Source organism: Thalassospira sp. MCCC 1A02898, from assembly GCF_001618185.1.
Taxonomy (GTDB): Bacteria; Pseudomonadota; Alphaproteobacteria; order Rhodospirillales; family Thalassospiraceae; genus Thalassospira; species Thalassospira tepidiphila.
The window spans coordinates 23375-40940 of sequence record NZ_LPXK01000010.1; the positions used below are offsets into that span (position 1 = coordinate 23375).

17 protein-coding genes and 2 tRNA genes are annotated in these 17566 nt (G+C 55.3%); 5 read left to right on the forward strand and 14 right to left on the reverse strand.

Annotated elements, in window-relative coordinates; all coding sequences use genetic code 11:
• Positions 1 to 37 precede the first annotated feature (37 nt).
• Positions 38 to 907 carry an AraC family transcriptional regulator gene (locus AUQ41_RS09160; RefSeq protein ID WP_232308352.1) on the reverse strand — a complete coding sequence of 290 codons (870 nt, stop codon included), beginning with the start codon at positions 905 to 907 and terminating at the stop codon, positions 38 to 40.
• A 340-nt stretch (positions 908 to 1247) separates the two neighbouring features.
• Between AUQ41_RS09160 and AUQ41_RS09165 the strand changes: the two genes are divergently transcribed.
• The 3 genes from AUQ41_RS09165 (at position 1248) to AUQ41_RS09175 (ending at position 4852) form a co-directional block, all read left to right on the forward strand.
• The gene (locus AUQ41_RS09165) at positions 1248 to 3260 is read left to right on the forward strand and encodes a TonB-dependent receptor domain-containing protein (RefSeq protein ID WP_063088077.1); all 2013 of its coding nucleotides are present in this window, start codon (positions 1248 to 1250) and stop codon (positions 3258 to 3260) included.
• A 103-nt stretch (positions 3261 to 3363) separates the two neighbouring features.
• A complete protein-coding gene (locus AUQ41_RS09170) occupies positions 3364 to 4509 on the forward strand; it encodes an ABC transporter substrate-binding protein (protein ID WP_063088079.1) in 1146 nt (381 codons plus the stop codon).
• A gap of 40 nt (positions 4510 to 4549) precedes the next feature.
• Entirely contained in the window at positions 4550 to 4852 is a 303-nt protein-coding gene (locus AUQ41_RS09175; protein WP_008892306.1) for a DUF2218 domain-containing protein, read from the forward strand.
• 53 nt (positions 4853 to 4905) lie between these two features.
• Here the strand turns inward: AUQ41_RS09175 and AUQ41_RS09180 are convergent, their stop codons facing one another.
• The 11 genes from AUQ41_RS09180 to AUQ41_RS09230 all read right to left on the reverse strand — a co-directional run bounded on the left by AUQ41_RS09180 (position 4906) and on the right by AUQ41_RS09230 (position 13889).
• Entirely contained in the window at positions 4906 to 5874 is a 969-nt protein-coding gene (locus AUQ41_RS09180; protein ID WP_063088081.1) for an energy transducer TonB, read from the reverse strand.
• A 1-nt stretch (position 5875) separates the two neighbouring features.
• Entirely contained in the window at positions 5876 to 6283 is a 408-nt protein-coding gene (locus tag AUQ41_RS09185; RefSeq protein ID WP_008892304.1) for a biopolymer transporter ExbD, read from the reverse strand.
• Positions 6280 to 6669, reverse strand: coding sequence for a biopolymer transporter ExbD (locus tag AUQ41_RS09190; RefSeq protein ID WP_008892303.1), 390 nt, complete (start codon positions 6667 to 6669; stop codon positions 6280 to 6282). The genes AUQ41_RS09185 and AUQ41_RS09190 overlap by 4 nt, the downstream gene beginning before the upstream one ends.
• Before the next feature lie 23 nt (positions 6670 to 6692).
• Positions 6693 to 7574 (reverse strand): MotA/TolQ/ExbB proton channel family protein, encoded by an 882-nt coding sequence (locus AUQ41_RS09195; protein ID WP_063088083.1) that lies wholly within the window; start codon positions 7572 to 7574, stop codon positions 6693 to 6695.
• Positions 7575 to 7844: 270 nt separating this feature from the next.
• Positions 7845 to 7920: transfer RNA gene (locus tag AUQ41_RS09200), tRNA-Lys, on the reverse strand.
• 98 nt (positions 7921 to 8018) lie between these two features.
• Positions 8019 to 8441, reverse strand: a complete 423-nt coding sequence (locus tag AUQ41_RS09205) for a hypothetical protein (RefSeq protein ID WP_063088085.1) — start codon at positions 8439 to 8441, stop codon at positions 8019 to 8021.
• 129 nt (positions 8442 to 8570) lie between these two features.
• A tRNA-Lys gene (locus AUQ41_RS09210) sits at positions 8571 to 8646 on the reverse strand.
• A gap of 152 nt (positions 8647 to 8798) precedes the next feature.
• Positions 8799 to 9302: a peptidylprolyl isomerase gene (locus tag AUQ41_RS09215; RefSeq protein ID WP_063088087.1), complete on the reverse strand. Its 504-nt coding sequence runs from the start codon at positions 9300 to 9302 to the stop codon at positions 8799 to 8801.
• Between the two features lie 62 nt (positions 9303 to 9364).
• Positions 9365 to 9892 carry a pantetheine-phosphate adenylyltransferase gene (gene coaD / locus AUQ41_RS09220; protein ID WP_008890703.1) on the reverse strand — a complete coding sequence of 176 codons (528 nt, stop codon included), beginning with the start codon at positions 9890 to 9892 and terminating at the stop codon, positions 9365 to 9367.
• Positions 9893 to 9903: 11 nt separating this feature from the next.
• Positions 9904 to 12714 carry a DNA gyrase subunit A gene (gene gyrA, locus AUQ41_RS09225; RefSeq protein ID WP_063088089.1) on the reverse strand — a complete coding sequence of 937 codons (2811 nt, stop codon included), beginning with the start codon at positions 12712 to 12714 and terminating at the stop codon, positions 9904 to 9906.
• Positions 12715 to 12917: 203 nt separating this feature from the next.
• A complete protein-coding gene (locus AUQ41_RS09230) occupies positions 12918 to 13889 on the reverse strand; it encodes a DMT family transporter (protein ID WP_063088091.1) in 972 nt (323 codons plus the stop codon).
• Between the two features lie 305 nt (positions 13890 to 14194).
• Between AUQ41_RS09230 and AUQ41_RS09235 the strand changes: the two genes are divergently transcribed.
• Positions 14195 to 14416 carry a hypothetical protein gene (locus tag AUQ41_RS09235; RefSeq protein WP_143588787.1) on the forward strand — a complete coding sequence of 74 codons (222 nt, stop codon included), beginning with the start codon at positions 14195 to 14197 and terminating at the stop codon, positions 14414 to 14416.
• A gap of 24 nt (positions 14417 to 14440) precedes the next feature.
• Here AUQ41_RS09235 and AUQ41_RS09240 read toward each other — a convergent pair whose 3' ends face one another.
• A complete protein-coding gene (locus tag AUQ41_RS09240) occupies positions 14441 to 15310 on the reverse strand; it encodes a DUF547 domain-containing protein (RefSeq protein ID WP_143588786.1) in 870 nt (289 codons plus the stop codon).
• A gap of 130 nt (positions 15311 to 15440) precedes the next feature.
• On the opposite strand from AUQ41_RS09240, the gene AUQ41_RS09245 reads away from it, so the two are divergent.
• Positions 15441 to 16322, forward strand: coding sequence for a putative metalloprotease CJM1_0395 family protein (locus tag AUQ41_RS09245; RefSeq protein WP_063088095.1), 882 nt, complete (start codon positions 15441 to 15443; stop codon positions 16320 to 16322).
• A gap of 183 nt (positions 16323 to 16505) precedes the next feature.
• On the opposite strand, the gene pyrC is transcribed toward AUQ41_RS09245, so the two are convergent.
• A complete protein-coding gene (pyrC, locus tag AUQ41_RS09250) occupies positions 16506 to 17549 on the reverse strand; it encodes a dihydroorotase (protein ID WP_063088097.1) in 1044 nt (347 codons plus the stop codon).
• Positions 17550 to 17566: the final 17 nt, after the last annotated feature.

Consider the following 17566-nt stretch of genomic DNA (forward strand, 5'->3'; position numbering starts at 1 on the left):
CCGCCTCACACCGAGGCCGCGCTGCTTAAGCCCTTTGCTAGCGGTCGCGTGCCTCGGATGGTGTGATACCAAAAACGCGCTTGAAGGCGGTTGCGAAATTGGCCGGGCTTTTATAGCCCGCCGCCCAGGCGGCCTGCGAAATCGTCAGGCCGTCCTTTTCCATGGCATCGCGGGCCGCGACGAGGCGGCTTTCACGGATGAAATCCTTTACCGTCATGCCATAGGCATCCTTGAAGATGCGCTGCATGCTGGTGACACTGATCCCGATGGCGGCTGCAATGGTCGAAAGGGTTTGTTGTTCCGGGTCACTGGCCAGAATGAAATCACGGATTTCCTGTGCACGATGATGGCGATCCAGCGCATCCGGGCCGGAATTTTTGCCAAGCGTTGCCGTTTGGTCCGTACCGTTCTGAATGGCGGAGAGTGCTTCGGCAAAAATCTCCAACCCGCGGCTTTCTTCATACAACTCGCGCATAAGCGGATCCGTTGCGTGCGGATAGATCAACTGATCAGCAAGTGCGAGCACACGGCGTGACGGACGCCAACTGCGCACAGAAATACCTGCATTGAAGAAATCGGCGATTTCACGATAGCGGGCCGGTGACTTGCCAAGCTGGCGCAAGACCCAGTCAAACTGTGCCGAAATCATCACCTTGCTGATTTCGCTGCCTTTGTGGATATAACGCCTGACCTTAGAGGGTTGCGGCACTGCCCAGATAAAGCCGACCGGATGATCCCGCGCATCAAGGTCAACCGGCACGCCGTCAAACTCGGCCTGCAGCCGTCCCTTCAGCATAATGGCAACCTTCACAGCCGCGCCAACATGATAGTCGGCGATGGCATCCTTCATCTCCATCGTGTCGGAGGTGTGAATATCAAGAAACGACTGCGTATCACTAAATGACATGCGCCCGCTCATCAACGCGCCGCGACTTGCCAAGGCGTTGCCGAGCTCGCCTGTTTCCTTGATAAGGGTGCCGCGTTTTTCCAGATGGCTCCTGGTAATAGAGTCACGCCGCGTTATCTGCCGGTGTGCTGTTACCCCCACAAACCTCTCCTGCATCATTTTGAAGTCACAAAGCATCTTTGAACATGCAATCGGCGCCGAACGGCCTTTGCAAAGACATGCTGACGATTTCGCAAACATGTCCGGCGATTTGACAAACATCATTCCTGTTGCATCCCCGCCTGCGAAAATAATATTCAAAATCATTCGCATTTGCAATTATATTTCTCAGGGAATGAACATGCCACAGTCACCCACACCAACCCCATCGCCCCGGATCAGCGCCCTTTTGCGCACGACCGTTCTTGCCGGTTTTTCGCTTGCGGTTTTGCCCTCGATCACCTTTGCCCAAGAGGCCAACAAAGATGAAACCGTGACCAAGCCCCTCGAAGTCACCGCATCGGCCAAATCGGCACAGGGCCTTCCGGGGGGCGTTTCGATTGGCCAGGAAGAACTTGATCGTAAAAACCCGCAGACCATGAAGGATGTCTTTTCATCGGACGCGTCGGTCGAAGTCGGCGGGCCGACCGCCATCGTTCAGAAGGTCTATGTGCAGGGTATCGAGAATACCAAGCTCAACGTTCAGGTTGACGGCGCTCGTCAGGTAGATTCAAGTTTCCACCATATCGGAACAGCGATCATTGATCCGGCGATGCTGAAATCCGTTAATGTTGAATCCGGTGTCGCCCCGGCGGATGCCGGGCCACATGCCTTGGGCGGATCGATGTCTTATGAAACCCGTGATGCCCGTGACGTCCTTGAGGCCGGTGACACGTTCGGTGGCTGGGGCAAGTTGCAGTATAATTCAAACACCAAGGGCTTTGCCGAATGGCTGACCGTTGCCGGACAGTCAGACGGGTTTGAAGCGCTGGCGTATCTGAAAAACAGCAATCAGGGCAATTACAAAGACGGCGACGGTGATGAGGCGATTGGCACCGCCGATGGCAGCGAAAGCGGACTGGGCAAGCTTGCCTTTACCGGCAATGACGGTGGCCGTTTCGAAGCGTTTGCCAGCCATCTTGAAGATGAAGGTGTCCGCCCGTCCCGCCCGAACTATGCGGTTCTGGCCAACGGCGCAGCGCCACAATGGCTGTCCTATCGCGATACGTCGGTTGGGGTGAGCTATGTCGATGAAATGCCGTCTGGCCAGTTCGATCCGGAATTCAGCCTGGCCTATAGCCGTACGGTTCTGAACATCCCGGCCCTTCAGGGTGGTGCGAACTTCTATCACGTCAAATCCGATATCCAGTCCATCAACGGCAAGGCTGCCAACAATTTTGAAGTCGATAATGGTGTGATCACCGCCGGGATTGATTTCTATCGCGATGAGGCAACCGGATATCACAACCGATCCCCGCGAAACGGCAGCTATTCGGAAACCTCGACCGATATTGGCGCATTCTCGCAAGCCCGCCTGTCCCTGACCGATCAGTGGCGTGTGTCGTTCGGCGGCCGTGCCGATCAGCAATGGTTCGAAGGCCTGACTGGTGAAGACTTTTCCGAATTCGGACTGAGCGGCAATGCCAACACCGAATATGACCTGACCGAACAGCTGATGGTCTATGGTGGTGCCGGGACGACGTTTGGTGGCCTCCCGCTTGGTGAATCGGCAATTTATGAATTCAGTGGCAACTGGAATTATGACGGCTTTGCCCCTTCGCGGTCCTATAACGCAAAGGTCGGTTCGCGCCTTGCGCTCGATGACTGGACGCTGGATGCAAACCTTTTCTACAACCTGATCGATGAATCCCACGATTTGTCGAGTGCGACCCGTAACTCGACCGTCGATCTCGATACCCGTGGTGTCAACCTGTCTGCCATGTATTCCTATGGTCCGGGCTTTGCGCGCCTGACCTATTCCCACACCAACGTTAAAACCGACGGCGGCGTCCCGCTGAGCACCGAGGCCTCCTATCAGGGCGTAATCATGGGTGACATGTTCAACTTCGATGCTGGTCACAGCTTTGATAGCTATGGGCTGCGCGTTGGCGGCAATGCGGAATTCGCCCTTGCCGATGACAGCCCCGAAGAACGTGGCAACGAAAAACTCGATAGCTACTTCGTTGCCAATCTCTATGCCGAATGGGTGCCCGGAGTGTTGAACGATGCAGTTACCCTGCGCGTGGATGCGCTGAACATCCTTGATCGCGATTACATCGACCGCGCAACAACCGGTTATGACAGCACGCGCATCAGCGAACCGTTCCACGAACCCGGACGCACTTTCCTGATATCGGCGAAGGTCGATTTCTAGGACGCGAAGAAACACAGATGAAACCGAAATGGGCGGCACATCAGATGCTGCTCGTTTTGGCGTTTGGAATGCACGACAAGACAAACCTTCAGGATAACCTGACATGAAAATTCGCAATCTCCTTGCCCTTGCTGCGGCGACACTGATTTGGGCTGCAAACGCATCCGCTGGTGAAACGGTCACACTGACTGATATTGCCGGACGTGAAGTCACCGTCGAGGTGCCGGTCAAACACATGATCCTTGGCGAAGGGCGTTTCCTGCCGTCGATCGGCATTCTTGATCCGGAAAATCCGGTGCGTTGGGTTGCCGGAATGATGGGCGACTTCAAATCGCTTGATCCGGCATCCTTTGCACAATATCGCGAAAAATTCCCCGAAATTGATGATATTCCGCTGGTTGGTCGTCAGAACGAGGAAACGTTTTCTGTTGAAAAGGCAGTGACAGTCGAACCCGACGTGGCAATTTTTGGCATGTCGGGCGGCCATGGGCCCGGTTCCACCAGCCACGAAGTTCTGTCTGTCATGGGGGCAGCCGACATCCCGGTGGTGATGATCGATTTTCGGGCCAAGCCGTTTGAAAACACGCCCAAAAGCATCCGCCTTCTGGGCAAGCTGATGGGCAAGGAAGAACAGGCAGAAGCCTTTGTGAAATTCTATGAGGAGAACCTTCGAAAGGTGACCTCGCGCGCCGCAAAGATAACCGAAAAGCCCAGTGTTTTGCTTGAAAGCCGTGTCGGTCTTGCCGAGAACTGCTGCGAAGCCATGGGCAACGAGATGATCGGTAAATTCGTTACCCTGGCCGGCGGCGAAAACATCTTTGCCGATACCATTCCCGGCGTGATCAGCCAGATATCGGTCGAACAGGTGATCTTCACCGACCCGGACGTCTATGTCACCACGGCCATCGGATCGTCCGGGCTGGATGCGGAAACAAATGCACGCCGTATTGTCCTTGGTGCAAACACAAATGCCGATCAGGCGCGTGCGTCCTTGGCACACAGCATGGAGCGGACCGGCCTGCCACTTTTGAGTGCTGTTAAAAACAGGAAGGTCTATTCCGTCTGGCATCACATTTATAACAACCCGATCAATGTGTTTGCCCTGCAGGCGATGGCAAAGTGGCTGCATCCCGACATCTATGCCGACCTTGATCCCGACGCCGAACTGGCAACGTTCTTTGAGCACTTTCAGGCGGTTGATCTGAACGGTGTCTACTGGATCGGCCTGAACGACGCGCCGTCGCCATAAACCGACCCACTCCCGCAAACACAAACAGAGAGATCGCCAGATGTTTACCACAAAGGGATCGGTCAAAACCGATAAGGCCGCCAAGTATCTTGTCCAGCTGTGCAAACATTTCGCGCACAAGGTCGAGGTCGATCTGGGCGAAACCACCGGCAATGTGGCATTTCCCATGGGGCCGTGTGTCATTACCGCCCATGAGGACCGCCTGACCTTTGACGGGCAGTCACACAAGTCCGAGGGTATCGAGAGCATGAAGGGTGTGATTATCGTCCATCTCGACAAATTTGCCTGGCGCGAAGCACCACTTGATTATCATTGGGAAGACGGCGAAACGCCTGACGCCTAAACGCGCCCTACGCAAACAAAAACGCCAGCCTTCAAGGGCTGGCGTTTGTCATTCTAGTGAAGCTGATAGGCGACTGGTACAGTCCAGACGACTTGTTGTTCAGTCATCTCGTCGGGGAATGGCGGGAATTTCCGCACCCGTTCGATCAGGCGTTCAGTTTCGCGATCAAGGATGCTTGATCCGCTTGAACTCACCATGCTGGCCTCAAGCACCGTGCCATCGCGCGCAATGACAAGGCGAATACGGTTTTCGCCCTCGATCCGGCGGCGCATAGCGCGTTCGGGATATTCGCGGTAGCGCGCCAGTGTTTGCAAAACCGATGCCTGATAATCCACCATCTTGGCCTGGCTTGCCGCACCACCACCACTGCCAGCCGATGAACTGGCAGCCTGACTTTGGGTGGTTTCACCCGTCGTGCCCTCTGACTTGACCGAGTTTGTCAGTCCGGACGGCTGTGGCGTTGGCTGGGCGGCTTTTTCGACCGGCTCTGGCGCCTTGGTCGGTTGCGGGGCCTCTGCCTGCTCTAGGGGTGGTTTGGGCTTCATGCGCACCGGCAGGACCTCTGCCAGCTGCTGTTCGACAACCGGCTCGGGCACAGGTTCAGGCTCCGGTTCGGCAACTTGTTCGATGACCGGTTCTGGTTCCGGAATGGGTTCTGGCTGTTGCTCGACAACTTCCGGCTCTGGTTCCGGAAGAACTTCCGGTTCAGGCTCTGGCTCTGGCTCCGTCTCAGCCACTTCCTCGGGGATCGGTTCAGGCTGGGTTTCCTGTTCCGGATCCGGTTCAACGATTTCTTCGGGCACTTCGGCGGCCATGCTGTCGACCGCGTCGGCACTTTGAGTATCTGTCTCAGCCTCGCCGGTTTCGGCCTGCCCGGCACCCAGCGAAATGCTGATACTTTGTACGGCCCCTGCCCCGCCCCAGCCGGATGGCTGCGGGTCGGGCATGGCAAGCACGATCCCGCCAGTCAGGACAAGACCGGTCAGCCCGGTCGCAATCAAAAGATCAACGCGTTTGGACATGCTATTCCTGACCCGGCTGCATGGCCGTCATCAATTGGACCTTCTCAATGCCAAGTTCCTGAAGGCGCGCCAAAAGGGTCACGACCTTAGCACCTTCGACTTCGCGGTCGGCCCGGATTTCAACCGGACGACCAATATAATCGGCTGGCAGCATCGACGACAGGCGATCAAGCCCACCCGTCAGATCATCAATCCCGATTTCGCCATTGCTGCCAAACCACAGGACAATGGTGTCTTCCGGTTGGCCTTCGGCCGTTTGGCTGGCGGGCGGATCGACTTCGAAGGGACCTAGTTTTTGCAGGCTTCCGGCAATCATGAAAAAGATCAAAAGCAGGAAGACGATGTTGATCAAAGGCAACATCGGTTCCTGAACCGGTCCGTCCTCGGCGATCTGGATGCGGCGTTTCATTCAATGAACTCCACATCCGTAACACCGCCACGACCCAGCGTATCCATGACTTCGACCAGTCGTTGCAGATTGGCACCATTGATCGGCCGCAGGCGCACAGGTGATCCGTCATGATCACGCAGAAGCGTTGGCGCCAGATTGGACAGCGCAATTGCATTGCCATTGATCGACAGGCCACCATTAACATCGACCTCGACCGTGACCGGTCGGGTATCGCTTTGGCTGGTGGCGCGACCATCGGTGATGCTGACCGACATCTCAAAGCCCTTCCAGTCAAGGAAGCTTGAAGCCAGCATGAAAAAGATCAGCAGGATAAAGACAACATCAATCAGCGGGGTCAGACCGATCATCGGTGTAGAACCGCTGTTGCGTTCGCGCAGCTGCATGGGGCGACTTTCGGAAACGGGTTTTATTCGGCGGCGTGGCGCAGTTCGGAAATGTTTGATGCGCGGCTAAGCGTCTTGCGGGCCAGTTCACCGCGATTGATCACCAGCGTACAAACATCTTCCATCGTGGCGGCAGCACGGCCAATCACGCCCTGCATCCACATATGAAACGCGGTTGCCGGGATCGCGACCACAAGGCCGATTGCGGTTGTCAGAAGTGCCAGCCAGATACCGCCAGACAGCACAGACGGATCAATACGGCTGCCTGCCCCTTCCATGCGCTGGAAGGCCTCGATCATGCCCATGACCGTACCCAGAAGGCCCAAGAGCGGGCTTAGCACGGCAATGGCCGACATGATCCGCAGACCACCATTGAGACCGTCAATTTCCTTGCGCGCACGCGATGCAATCAGATCCGATGCTGCTTCACGTTCCTCAGACGAACTTACCGGAAGCATCATGCCCGACAGGGCAATACGCGCGGCCGGATGGCGACGACGGGCCAGAATTTCGGCCGCCTGCTGCTCGTCACCCGATGACAGGTGACGTTCGACATCCTTTACAAAGCCGTCGGCAAAAACACCGCGGCGCAGGAACCCGACCAGCTTATAGAAGAACACCATAAGCCCGATCAGCGCCATCGCGGCCAGAACCCAGCCAACAACGCCAGCCCGGTCAACCTGTTCAATCACCGGAAGGCCAACAAAGCCATCGAGCATGCCGGTCGACTGGGTCGTTGCCGTCGCATCGATGGCAAGCCCGGTATTGGGGTCCACCATGACAGAACCGTCCGCATTGAGATTTCCGGTCGCAGAGTCAGCCCCCACCGGGACGAGTGCGCCATCGGAAGAAAGCGGCGTTTGCGCATCCGAAGATGCGGCTGATGAATTCACAGGGTCAGACATGTAACTTTCCCGATCACAAAATTGATCACCACCAGACGTCCTGCTCTGGTGCGTTTGAAACTGATTTGCATTCTTTACAGGAAATAGAATTGCGATGCAATCGCAACCAACAGGCCGAAATACATTTTCATGCTGATCCCCTGCCCCGGACAGGCCTATTCAATGCGGGACAGGGTTTGCGTGATCGATCGGGAATTGCGATGGGAAATATGATGGCAAAAGCCGGATATGCAAAACCCCCGGAACTTCTGGGTTCCGGGGGTTTTGAATTGGTGAGCCCGACAGGATTCGAACCTGTGGCCAACTGATTAAAAGTCAGTTGCTCTACCAACTGAGCTACGGGCCCTCAACGTTGGTGAGCGGCGTTTTAATGGGCCAGACGGGATCGGTCAACCCCCCTTTTACTGTCGCTATGCAATTTCCAAGAATTTAGCCAGCGCCTGCTCAAATGCTTGCGCGCAATAGCGCGGCTATTCCTTGTGACAACGCTTCCCGACCAGCTACTCCCCCGGCACTTTTCAGAGCATCCACAAGTCTCTCTGCGCCCTTGCTCTTTCGCATTTCAGCCAACGCTTCACCACCAATAGGCGTGAGGACCAAATCGACACGGGTTAAAGCTACCGAACCGGAAGAACCAAACCTGACCCCCCAATCGTCTCCTCCCCGCGAATCCCTTCGGCGTATCAGACCGGCACCCCAAGCTTCATCCATGTGATATTTGAACTTAGCGAAATCTTCTGATTGCTGGACAGCTTTATCGAAAATATCTGGCGCAAAACACCTGACCAATGCCTCGTTCGTTACTCCTGTATAGGAACCTTCTTCAACAAAGCTGAGCATGTCGCGGAGATATGAAGCATCAAGCATTTCGATGTTTTCCAGATCAAAACAAATACCTTTGCTGCATTAGAGGATTGCCTCATCAACAAAGCAAGCACTGAAAAACGACTGGAAATTAAAAAAGCCCCCGAAACCGGTTGGGTTTCAGGGGCTTATTGGTGAGCCCGACAGGATTCGAACCTGTGGCCAACTGATTAAAAGTCAGTTGCTCTACCAACTGAGCTACGGGCCCTCAAGGTTGGTGAAGCGCGTTTTAATGGCACAGGCCCCATCGGTCAACACCTGTTTTCCATATTTTGGCTCTTTTTGCGCATTCAGCCCCAAAAACGCGAAAGCCGCCCCATGAAGGGACGGCTTTCGGTTGCAATACTTCAAATATCGCGATTATTGCGCGTCGGCAGCAACCTGCATTTTGACGATCTGATCCGGGTCGGCAACGCTGCCATTAGCCCAGGGCGCACCCTTTTTGATCATATCGACATATTCCATGCCCTCAGTCACTTCGCCCCAGATGGTGTACTGGCCATCAAGATGCGGTGCATCGGCAAAGACGATGAAGAACTGGGAGTCCGCACTATTCGGATTGGCCGAACGCGCCATGGAAACGGTGCCGCGAACGTGACGTTCATTCGAGAACTCGGCATCAAGTTTCTGGCCGGAACCACCGGTTCCGTTGCCTTTGGGATCACCGGTCTGCGCCATGAAACCTTCGATCACACGATGGAATTTCAGCCCATCGTAAAAGCCTTCACGGGTGAGTTCCTTGATCCGGGCAACATGTTTCGGTGCCAGATCCGGGCGAAGCTGGATCACAACGCGGCCATCTTTCAGGTCAAGATAAAGCGTGTTTTCCAGATCCTGAGCGACAGCGTCGTTTCCATTGGACATGGTGATAAATCCTAGTACGAGAGCGATAATTGAAAATAGACGAAAAAGACGCATGGCCTGCGTTATTCCTTTTCTTCTGCCAGCTTTTCGTGCAGCCGTTTCAGCACGTTTGCCGGCACAAATTCAGTGACATTCCCGCCCAGACGGGCGATTTCCTTCACAAAACGCGAAGAGACAAACTGTTGTTTGTCTGATGCCATCAAAAAGACGGTTTCAACTTCCGGCGACAGCCGGGCGTTCATCCCGGCCATCTGGAATTCATACTCAAAGTCCGATACCGCCCGAAGACCACGGATAATCGTGCTGGATCCGTTTTCCTGGGCAAACTGCATCAGAAGCGATGAAAATGGCTTAACTGAGGTACGGGCGGCAACTTCACCGCCCGCAGCCTTGAGCGCACCTTCAACCAGTGCACAGCGTTCATCGACCCCGAACATCGGACCTTTGCCGGCGTTGATCGCAACGCCGACAATCAGTTGATCGACGATCCGGGTCGCACGACGAATGATATCCATATGCCCTTGGGTTACCGGATCAAAGGTGCCCGGATAAATCCCGATACGCGATACGGTAGAAGACGTTTCAGTCATCGAACTTCCCGTTATTCGTCGCGGTCCGCTTCATCAGATGCCGGTGCCTCGGCCGCATCTTCATCAGATGCTTCCGGGGCCTGGTCGGCGGTTTCAACGGCACCTTCGGCACCCTCGATCACACCTTCCTCGCCATCGATGATCTCATCATCTTCATCACCAAGGTTTGACAGACGTTCGACTGCGACGACCTGTTCGTCTTCGGCAGTACGGAACAGCGTCACACCCTGGGTCTTACGCCCGGCAATACGGATGTCATGGGTCGGCATACGGATGACCTTGCCACCATTGGTGACCATCATCAGCTCGTCACCTTCTTCGATCACGAAGGACGCAGCGACGTTACCGTTACGTTCCGACATCTCGATATTGGCAAAGCCCTGACCACCACGGCCGGTCACACGATATTCATAGGCAGACGTCCGTTTGCCATAACCGTTTTCAGTAACCGACAGGATCATCTGATCGCCACCAAGAATTTCCTGATAGCGTTCTTCGGACAGCAGTTCGAGCGGAAGGTTATCAGCCGTGATTTCCTCGCGACGCAACTTGCCGGTGATAGAGAGGTATTCACCGCGCTCTTCCATCGAAACATGGTTACCAAACAGCACCGACATCGCGATGACTTCGTCCTGATCGGCCAGACGGATACCACGCACACCAACCGAATTACGGCCGGTAAAGACACGCACGTCACCAACACGGAAACGAATGCACTTGCCCTGACGGGTTGTCAGAAGGATGTCGTCATCATCGGTACAGGTCTGAACCGCAATCAGCTTGTCACCACGTTCTTCTTCAAGCTTCATGGCGATCTTGCCGTTTGATTTCACATTCACGAAATCGGCAAGGCTGTTACGGCGGACGTTACCAGTCGAGGTCGCAAACATCACATGCAGGTTCGGCCATTCTTCCTCATCGGGAAGCGGCAGGACCGTGGTGATATATTCGCCTTCTGACAGCGGCAACAGGTTCACAAGCGCCTTGCCGCGTGATTGCGGCGTACCCATCGGCAGGCGCCAGACCTTCATCTTGTAGACCATCCCCTCGGAGCTGAAGAACAGAACCGGGGTATGAGTATTGGCAACAAACAGCTTGGAAACGAAATCTTCCTCGCGGGTTGCCATGCCCGAACGGCCTTTACCACCGCGACGCTGTGCGCGATAGGTCGACAGCGGAACACGCTGGATATAGCCGCTGTGCGACACGGTCACGACCATGTCTTCACGGGCAATCAGGTCTTCGATGTCATGTTCGAACTCTGCTTCCTGAATTTCGCTGCGACGCGGGTCGGCGAATTCATTACGCATTTCGGTCAGTTCATCCTTGAGGATCGTCAGCTTGCGCTCACGCGAGGCAAGGATATCAAGGAAGTCCTTGATCTTCTCACCCAACTCGGTCAATTCGCCCGCGATCTTGTCGCGTTCGAGACCGGTCAGGCGATGCAGACGCAACTCAAGGATTGCACGTGCCTGTGCTTCGGACAGGCGATACATGCCATCGGTTGAACCAACCTGGTTCGGATCGGCAATCAGTTCGATCAGCGGAACAATATCGCCCGCCGCCCAATCACGTTCCATCAGCTGTTCACGCGCAACAGTCGGATCGGCTGCATTACGGATCAGTTTGATGACTTCGTCGATATTCGATACCGCAATACCCAGACCAACCACGACATGGGCACGATCACGCGCCTTTTTCAGAAGATGGATGGTACGACGGGTAATGACTTCTTCGCGGAATTCGACGAAGGCCTGAATGATTTCCTTCAGGTTCATCAGTTCCGGCTTGCCACGGTTCAGTGCCAGCATGTTGACACCAAACGAGGTCTGAAGCGCTGTAAAGCGGAACAGCTGGTTCAGGACGACGTCGGCATTGGCATCACGCTTAAGCTCGATCACCATGCGCACGCCCGAACGGTCGGACTCGTCACGCAGATCGGAAATGCCTTCAAGCTTCTTGTCGCGGACCAGTTCGGCGATCTTTTCCATCAGGGTCGCCTTGTTCACCTGATAGGGAACTTCGGTCACGATGATGGCTTCGCGGTTGGCACGGATTTCCTCGACATGGGTACGTGCCCGCATGACGACAGAACCACGGCCGGTCTTGAATGCCGAATGGATGCCCGAACGGCCAAGAATAAGGCCACCGGTCGGGAAATCCGGACCATGGACAAATTCCATCAGACCTTCGACGGAAATATTGGGATCATCGACATAGGCCATGCAGCCATCAATGACTTCGCCAAGGTTATGCGGCGGAATGTTGGTTGCCATACCAACCGCAATACCACCGGCACCGTTGACCAGCATGTTGGGGAAACGGGCCGGGATAACTGACGGTTCCTTGGTGGTTTCGTCATAGTTATCGCGGAAATCAATCGTATCCTTGTCGATATCATCCAGAAGGAAGTGCGCGGCCTTGGCCATGCGGGCCTCGGTGTAACGCATGGCGGCGGCCTTGTCGCCATCCATGGACCCGAAGTTGCCCTGCCCGTCAATCAGTTGCAGGCGCATGGAGAAATTCTGCGCCATACGGACCATGGCATCGTAAATCGCGCTGTCGCCGTGCGGGTGATATTTACCCATCACGTCCCCGACCACACGGGCCGATTTGCGGAACGGCTTGTTATATTCAAACCCGTTCTCGTGCATGGCGTACAGAATACGACGATGTACCGGCTTCAAACCGTCTCGGACGTCAGGCAGTGCGCGGCTGACGATCACGCTCATCGCGTAATCGAGGTAGCTGCGGCGCATTTCTTGTTCGATGGAAACCGGGAAGATATCGCGGTTCTCGGGATTGGTCTCTTTGGTGGACAAAGGCCGTGACCTCTTAAACGCTTGATCAGAAATGATTCAATCGGCGTGACATACACCTATTTGAAGGCACATGCCGGACCAGAAAGGCGGAAAGTATCAGGTTTGTCCCGCACAAACAATATTGACAAATCCTATCGCGCAAGGTTGGGCAATAAAGTTCGAAATTTCGCGAAAATTCGCGGATTTTCCGGCATATAAAACCGTCACTTTCCGCCCGATTTGTCGCCTTTGGGAACTTCCATGACCGGTGTCATCGGATCAGACTTCAAAACCGGCCCTTCGACATCCTTTGGTTTGCGGCCAAAACGCATCTGTGATGCGGCAATCCCGCCCAGAATGACCGCCAGGGCAATCAATGCATTTGGCTGGGGCACTTCGCCCAGCACGATAAAGCTGATGACCACACCAACGGCTGGTACCAGATAATTGTTAAACACAAGGAAGCTGGCCCCGGCCACCGCAATCAGCTGCAAAATCAGGAACATGGCAATGCCGGTCGGAAACATGCCGAGATACATGATGGCAAGCGCGCCTTCAGGGTCCCAGTCCATTGTCCAGGGCTGATCGATAATCAGGGTAAAGGGCATCAGCATTAGTGCGGCAAATGTCAGGATCACAGCCGTCGATCCAATGCGCGGCTGATCACGCAGATTGCGCGCCACAAGCGATGAGATCGCATAACCGATCGCTGCAACCAGAATGGCCAATTGGAACAGGAACTCGCCCCCCAGTCCCGACAGCGTTTCCGGCCCGACCAGCACAATCACGCCAATCGTTCCCAAAATCACCCCGACGACCTTGCCGGTTGAAAGCTTTTCATCTTGGGTAAAGAAATGCGCCAGAACCACCGTGGTCAGCGGCACGGTCGACATCAGGATCGCCGCCAATCCGGCATCGACCTGTGTTTCACCAAAACTGATCAAAAAGAACGGAATGGCATTGCCGATCAGCGCCACCATAAAGGTCGAAATCCAGGCGCCCCGCCCCTTGGGCAGTTCGGATTTACGAATAGCCGCGAAACACCACAGAACAAGGGCGGCAAAGGACAAACGGCCACAGGCCACCACCAATGGCGAATAGGCATGCACGCCGATTTTGATGAAGGTGAATGAACTCCCCCACATCAATGCCAGCAGCAACAGCAAGCCGTATTCACGAATTCCCGGACGTTTCATTTTATCAGCCCATTTTTGCCATACTTATTGGGCCTTATCGCGATGACGAACAGACCAGATCAAGCGTTAAGACCCATACGCTTTTTAATCAAGGAAATACCTTTTCACAGATTTTGCCCCAATAACAGCACGCTGCAGGCCGCCGAATGCAGTTTGCGAAATTCTCGCATAGATGCCCTGCCTTAAGGCAGATCAAAGCGTTTCAGAGATAAAAATGAAAAAAAGTCACCATCGACATAGAATAGTTGTTGCGAATGAATTGCAATTGCATTACATTGCGCATAACAAAAAAATCGGGATATGAGATGATGAGTTATGTTGATCAGGAATTGACGGTCGAAGACATGCTTGCCGACCCGATCGTTCAAACATTAATGCGCTATGATGGCGTCTCTGCCAGTGATGTTCGTCACACGATCGAGCAGGTAAATCAGAATCGGCCAGAAAATCCGGTTGAGGACGCACATGCCGACGCATGGGCACCGACCAACCCGGTCAAACCAGGGCTACACAACACGGCGGCGTAACGCACCTGCCCCACCTTGGCGGTGCTATCGGGTGTTCAACGCCCAGTCATATTCGTAGTCGGCGATATCAAGTTCCGTGATATCGCCCAAAGCTTTCGTCAGCTCCGCTCCGGCGAATTTTCTCAGATGCGCAATGAATTCCGCATCGCTTTTCCCGAAATCATCCCGATACCAGTCATACAGGCTTGAAAGCACAAGGCCGCCATCGGCATTGATACGCACCGCGCGCGGATGATTGATGAAATCGCGCACCGCCTGATCAAGCTGCGCTTCAAGCTTATCCGCGTCAAAGGCATCCGGTGCCAATGCCGGGCAACCGATCGACGCACAATTGACCACATAATGAATGCGTGCATCGCGCCAGATCGGCCGCAGGATGCGATGTTCGATATCATCAAGGCTAAGCGTCCTGCCCTCGACCGTGATCAGCTTCTTGCCCCATGGGCCAGAAGAAAATAACCCCGGCGAAATATCAATATCGCGGATGCTTTCGACCGGATAATGATCGAGAACCACCTTAACGGTCAGCGCATTATACAGGTTCACCCAATAGGCAAATTGTTGGTCACGGTTAAGCGCATCGACGTTGACCTTGGTCATGGCATCGACATAGCCCGCGACCATCCCCGCCCCGCCATCACGACTGGCCGCCGCATAATCAAAGCTGGTCGCCCCCGGCTCATGCTGGGTGACATAGCGATCCAGCACCGCCTGCCAATCGCCATGGTCAATCTCGACCGTACTGCTTGGATCATGCGCCTGCCAATCCGGCCACAAATCGGCATCTGGCGCAGCGTGCACGGGGCGCACAGGCGCAACAACCGCGACAGCAATCAGCAAAAAAGACAGGGCAACACTTAACGCACGCATGATCACCAAACCAGATTTCAACATATCTGATCCCACCTTACCCGCTGCGGGCAAAACCGGCGCATCAAACCGGCGTGATCACTATCATATCGCCCGGTCATCCCCTTGATCGGCTTATATACATTTAACCCCAAGTTGGGTTATACTGGGCGTCATGATACAGGCAGGTGCAATACAGGTTATCCCCGGCAGTGGCGGGCAACTTGGTCAGATTATTGCCACACGCGCCCTGCTCGGCTCCGGGAGCCAACCGCCGACCAACGGGTCGGGCGGATCGGTTGCGTCTGCGCCGCAAACATTGCCAGCCGCCGTTGCGCTTGTCCCGCTCTCGAGCACCATCGCCGCCACACAAGCCGCGGCAAACGGACCTTCGGCACGGACAGATCAAGCAAACCCGTCGCAATCCTCCAGCACGGGCGAGCGCCAACCGGCACCGCCACCAGCGCCTGCGCCTGCGCAAACCGCGCCGGTCAACAGTGCGGCCTCGGTTGTGACCATCATCCAACAGCTTGATCCGCGCGATATCAATGGTGCTGCACCGGACGAAGCGGACACCCAAAGCCCGACACAGCGCCAGCAGCAGGAACGCGAAGCCACCCCGGAAAATGCGCGCCAACCCACCTCAAACCCGGCCCTCCTGACCGCGTCGGAGCGCGAGATTGTGCGCGAACTCAGTGCGCGTGATGCGATTGTCCGGACAGAGGAAGAAAGCCACCAAACCCTTGCCGGGGCCAATGCTGGCATGATCAGCTATAGCTATACCGCAGGCCCCGACGGGCGGCTTTACGCCACCGGCGGCAAAGTCAGCATCCGCCCCATTCAGGGGCTTGATGGTGTGGCAGCCATCGCCAATCAGGCCGCCATTTCGCGCGCGGCATCGGTGCCCGGAAGTTCGGCGGCTGATTTCAATGTCGCCAAGGGCGCATCAAAGAACATATCGGCAATGATCGCCTCACAGGCCAGTGCTGCGGCAGAAAGCTATCGCATGGCCCTTGGCCTCAATGCTGCGCCGGGCAAAGTGGATCTCAGTGGTTAGCATCCGAACTACCTCCCCCGTCATTCCAGCACAGAGCCTCTGCCCGCGAAGGCGGGTACGGGAATCCATTATCGGCAACAACATAAAGATTCCGGCCCGTCGCTGCGCACCGTCCGAAATGACGATACTCCAACAAAAAAGCGGCCCACATGGAGCCGCTTTTGTTTTGTTGTGCGTTTGCGCTTAGGCGTAATGCCAGAACACATCAAAGCCCGGATTAAACACCGTTACCGGGCCTTCGCCGGTTTCGATCTTCTTAGCGAACTTGGCGGGTTCAGCGCGTTTTTCCAGCGTGATCTGATCGCCATTGATCGGCAGGCCGTAATATTGCGGGCCATGGATCGACGCAAAGCCTTCAAGCTTATCGAGCGCCCCTTCTTCCTCAAACACGTGGGCCAGAAGCTGCACGGTGTTGTTGGCGGTAAAGATCCCGGCACAGCCACACGGGCTTTCCTTGCGTTCATCGGTATGCGGCGCTGAGTCTGTTCCAAGGAAGAAACGCACATCACCCGATGTTGCCGCCGCCCGCAGCGCCAAACGATGCTTTTCACGCTTGGCGACTGGCAGGCAATACATATGCGGATGAATGCCGCCGACCAAAATCGCATTGCGGTTAATGATCAGATGATGGGTCGTAATCGTCGCACCCAAATTCTTGTCATTGGCTTTGACATATTCGACACCGTCTTCAGTCGTGATGTGCTCCATCACGACGCGCAGCTCCGGCAGACGCTTGCGCAGCGGATCGAGAACCCGGTCGATAAACACTGCTTCACGGTCAAAGATATCGATCTCCGGATCGGTGACTTCGCCGTGTACACATAGCGGAATGCCAAGCTCTGCCATGCGCTCCAGCGCTGGCATGGCATTATCGAAATTGCGCACACCACTGTCCGAATTCGTCGTCGCCCCGGCCGGATAAAGCTTGAGTGCAGTGATTACTCCGGCCTTGTAGCCCTCCTCGATATCATCGGGATTGCTGCCCTCGGTCAGATACAGCGTCATCAAGGGCGTAAAATCATGGCCCGACGGGATGGCCGCCGTAATCCGGTCGCGATAGGCCACCGCATCAGCCGTCTTGACCACCGGCGGCACCAGATTGGGCATGATGATCGCGCGGGCAAAATGCTCGGACGTCTCGCCAATCACACCTTTCAACATCTCGCCATCACGCAAATGCAAATGCCAGTCATCGGGACGGCGAAGGGTAATGCGATTTGTCGACATGCGGCGATCTCCTGGCA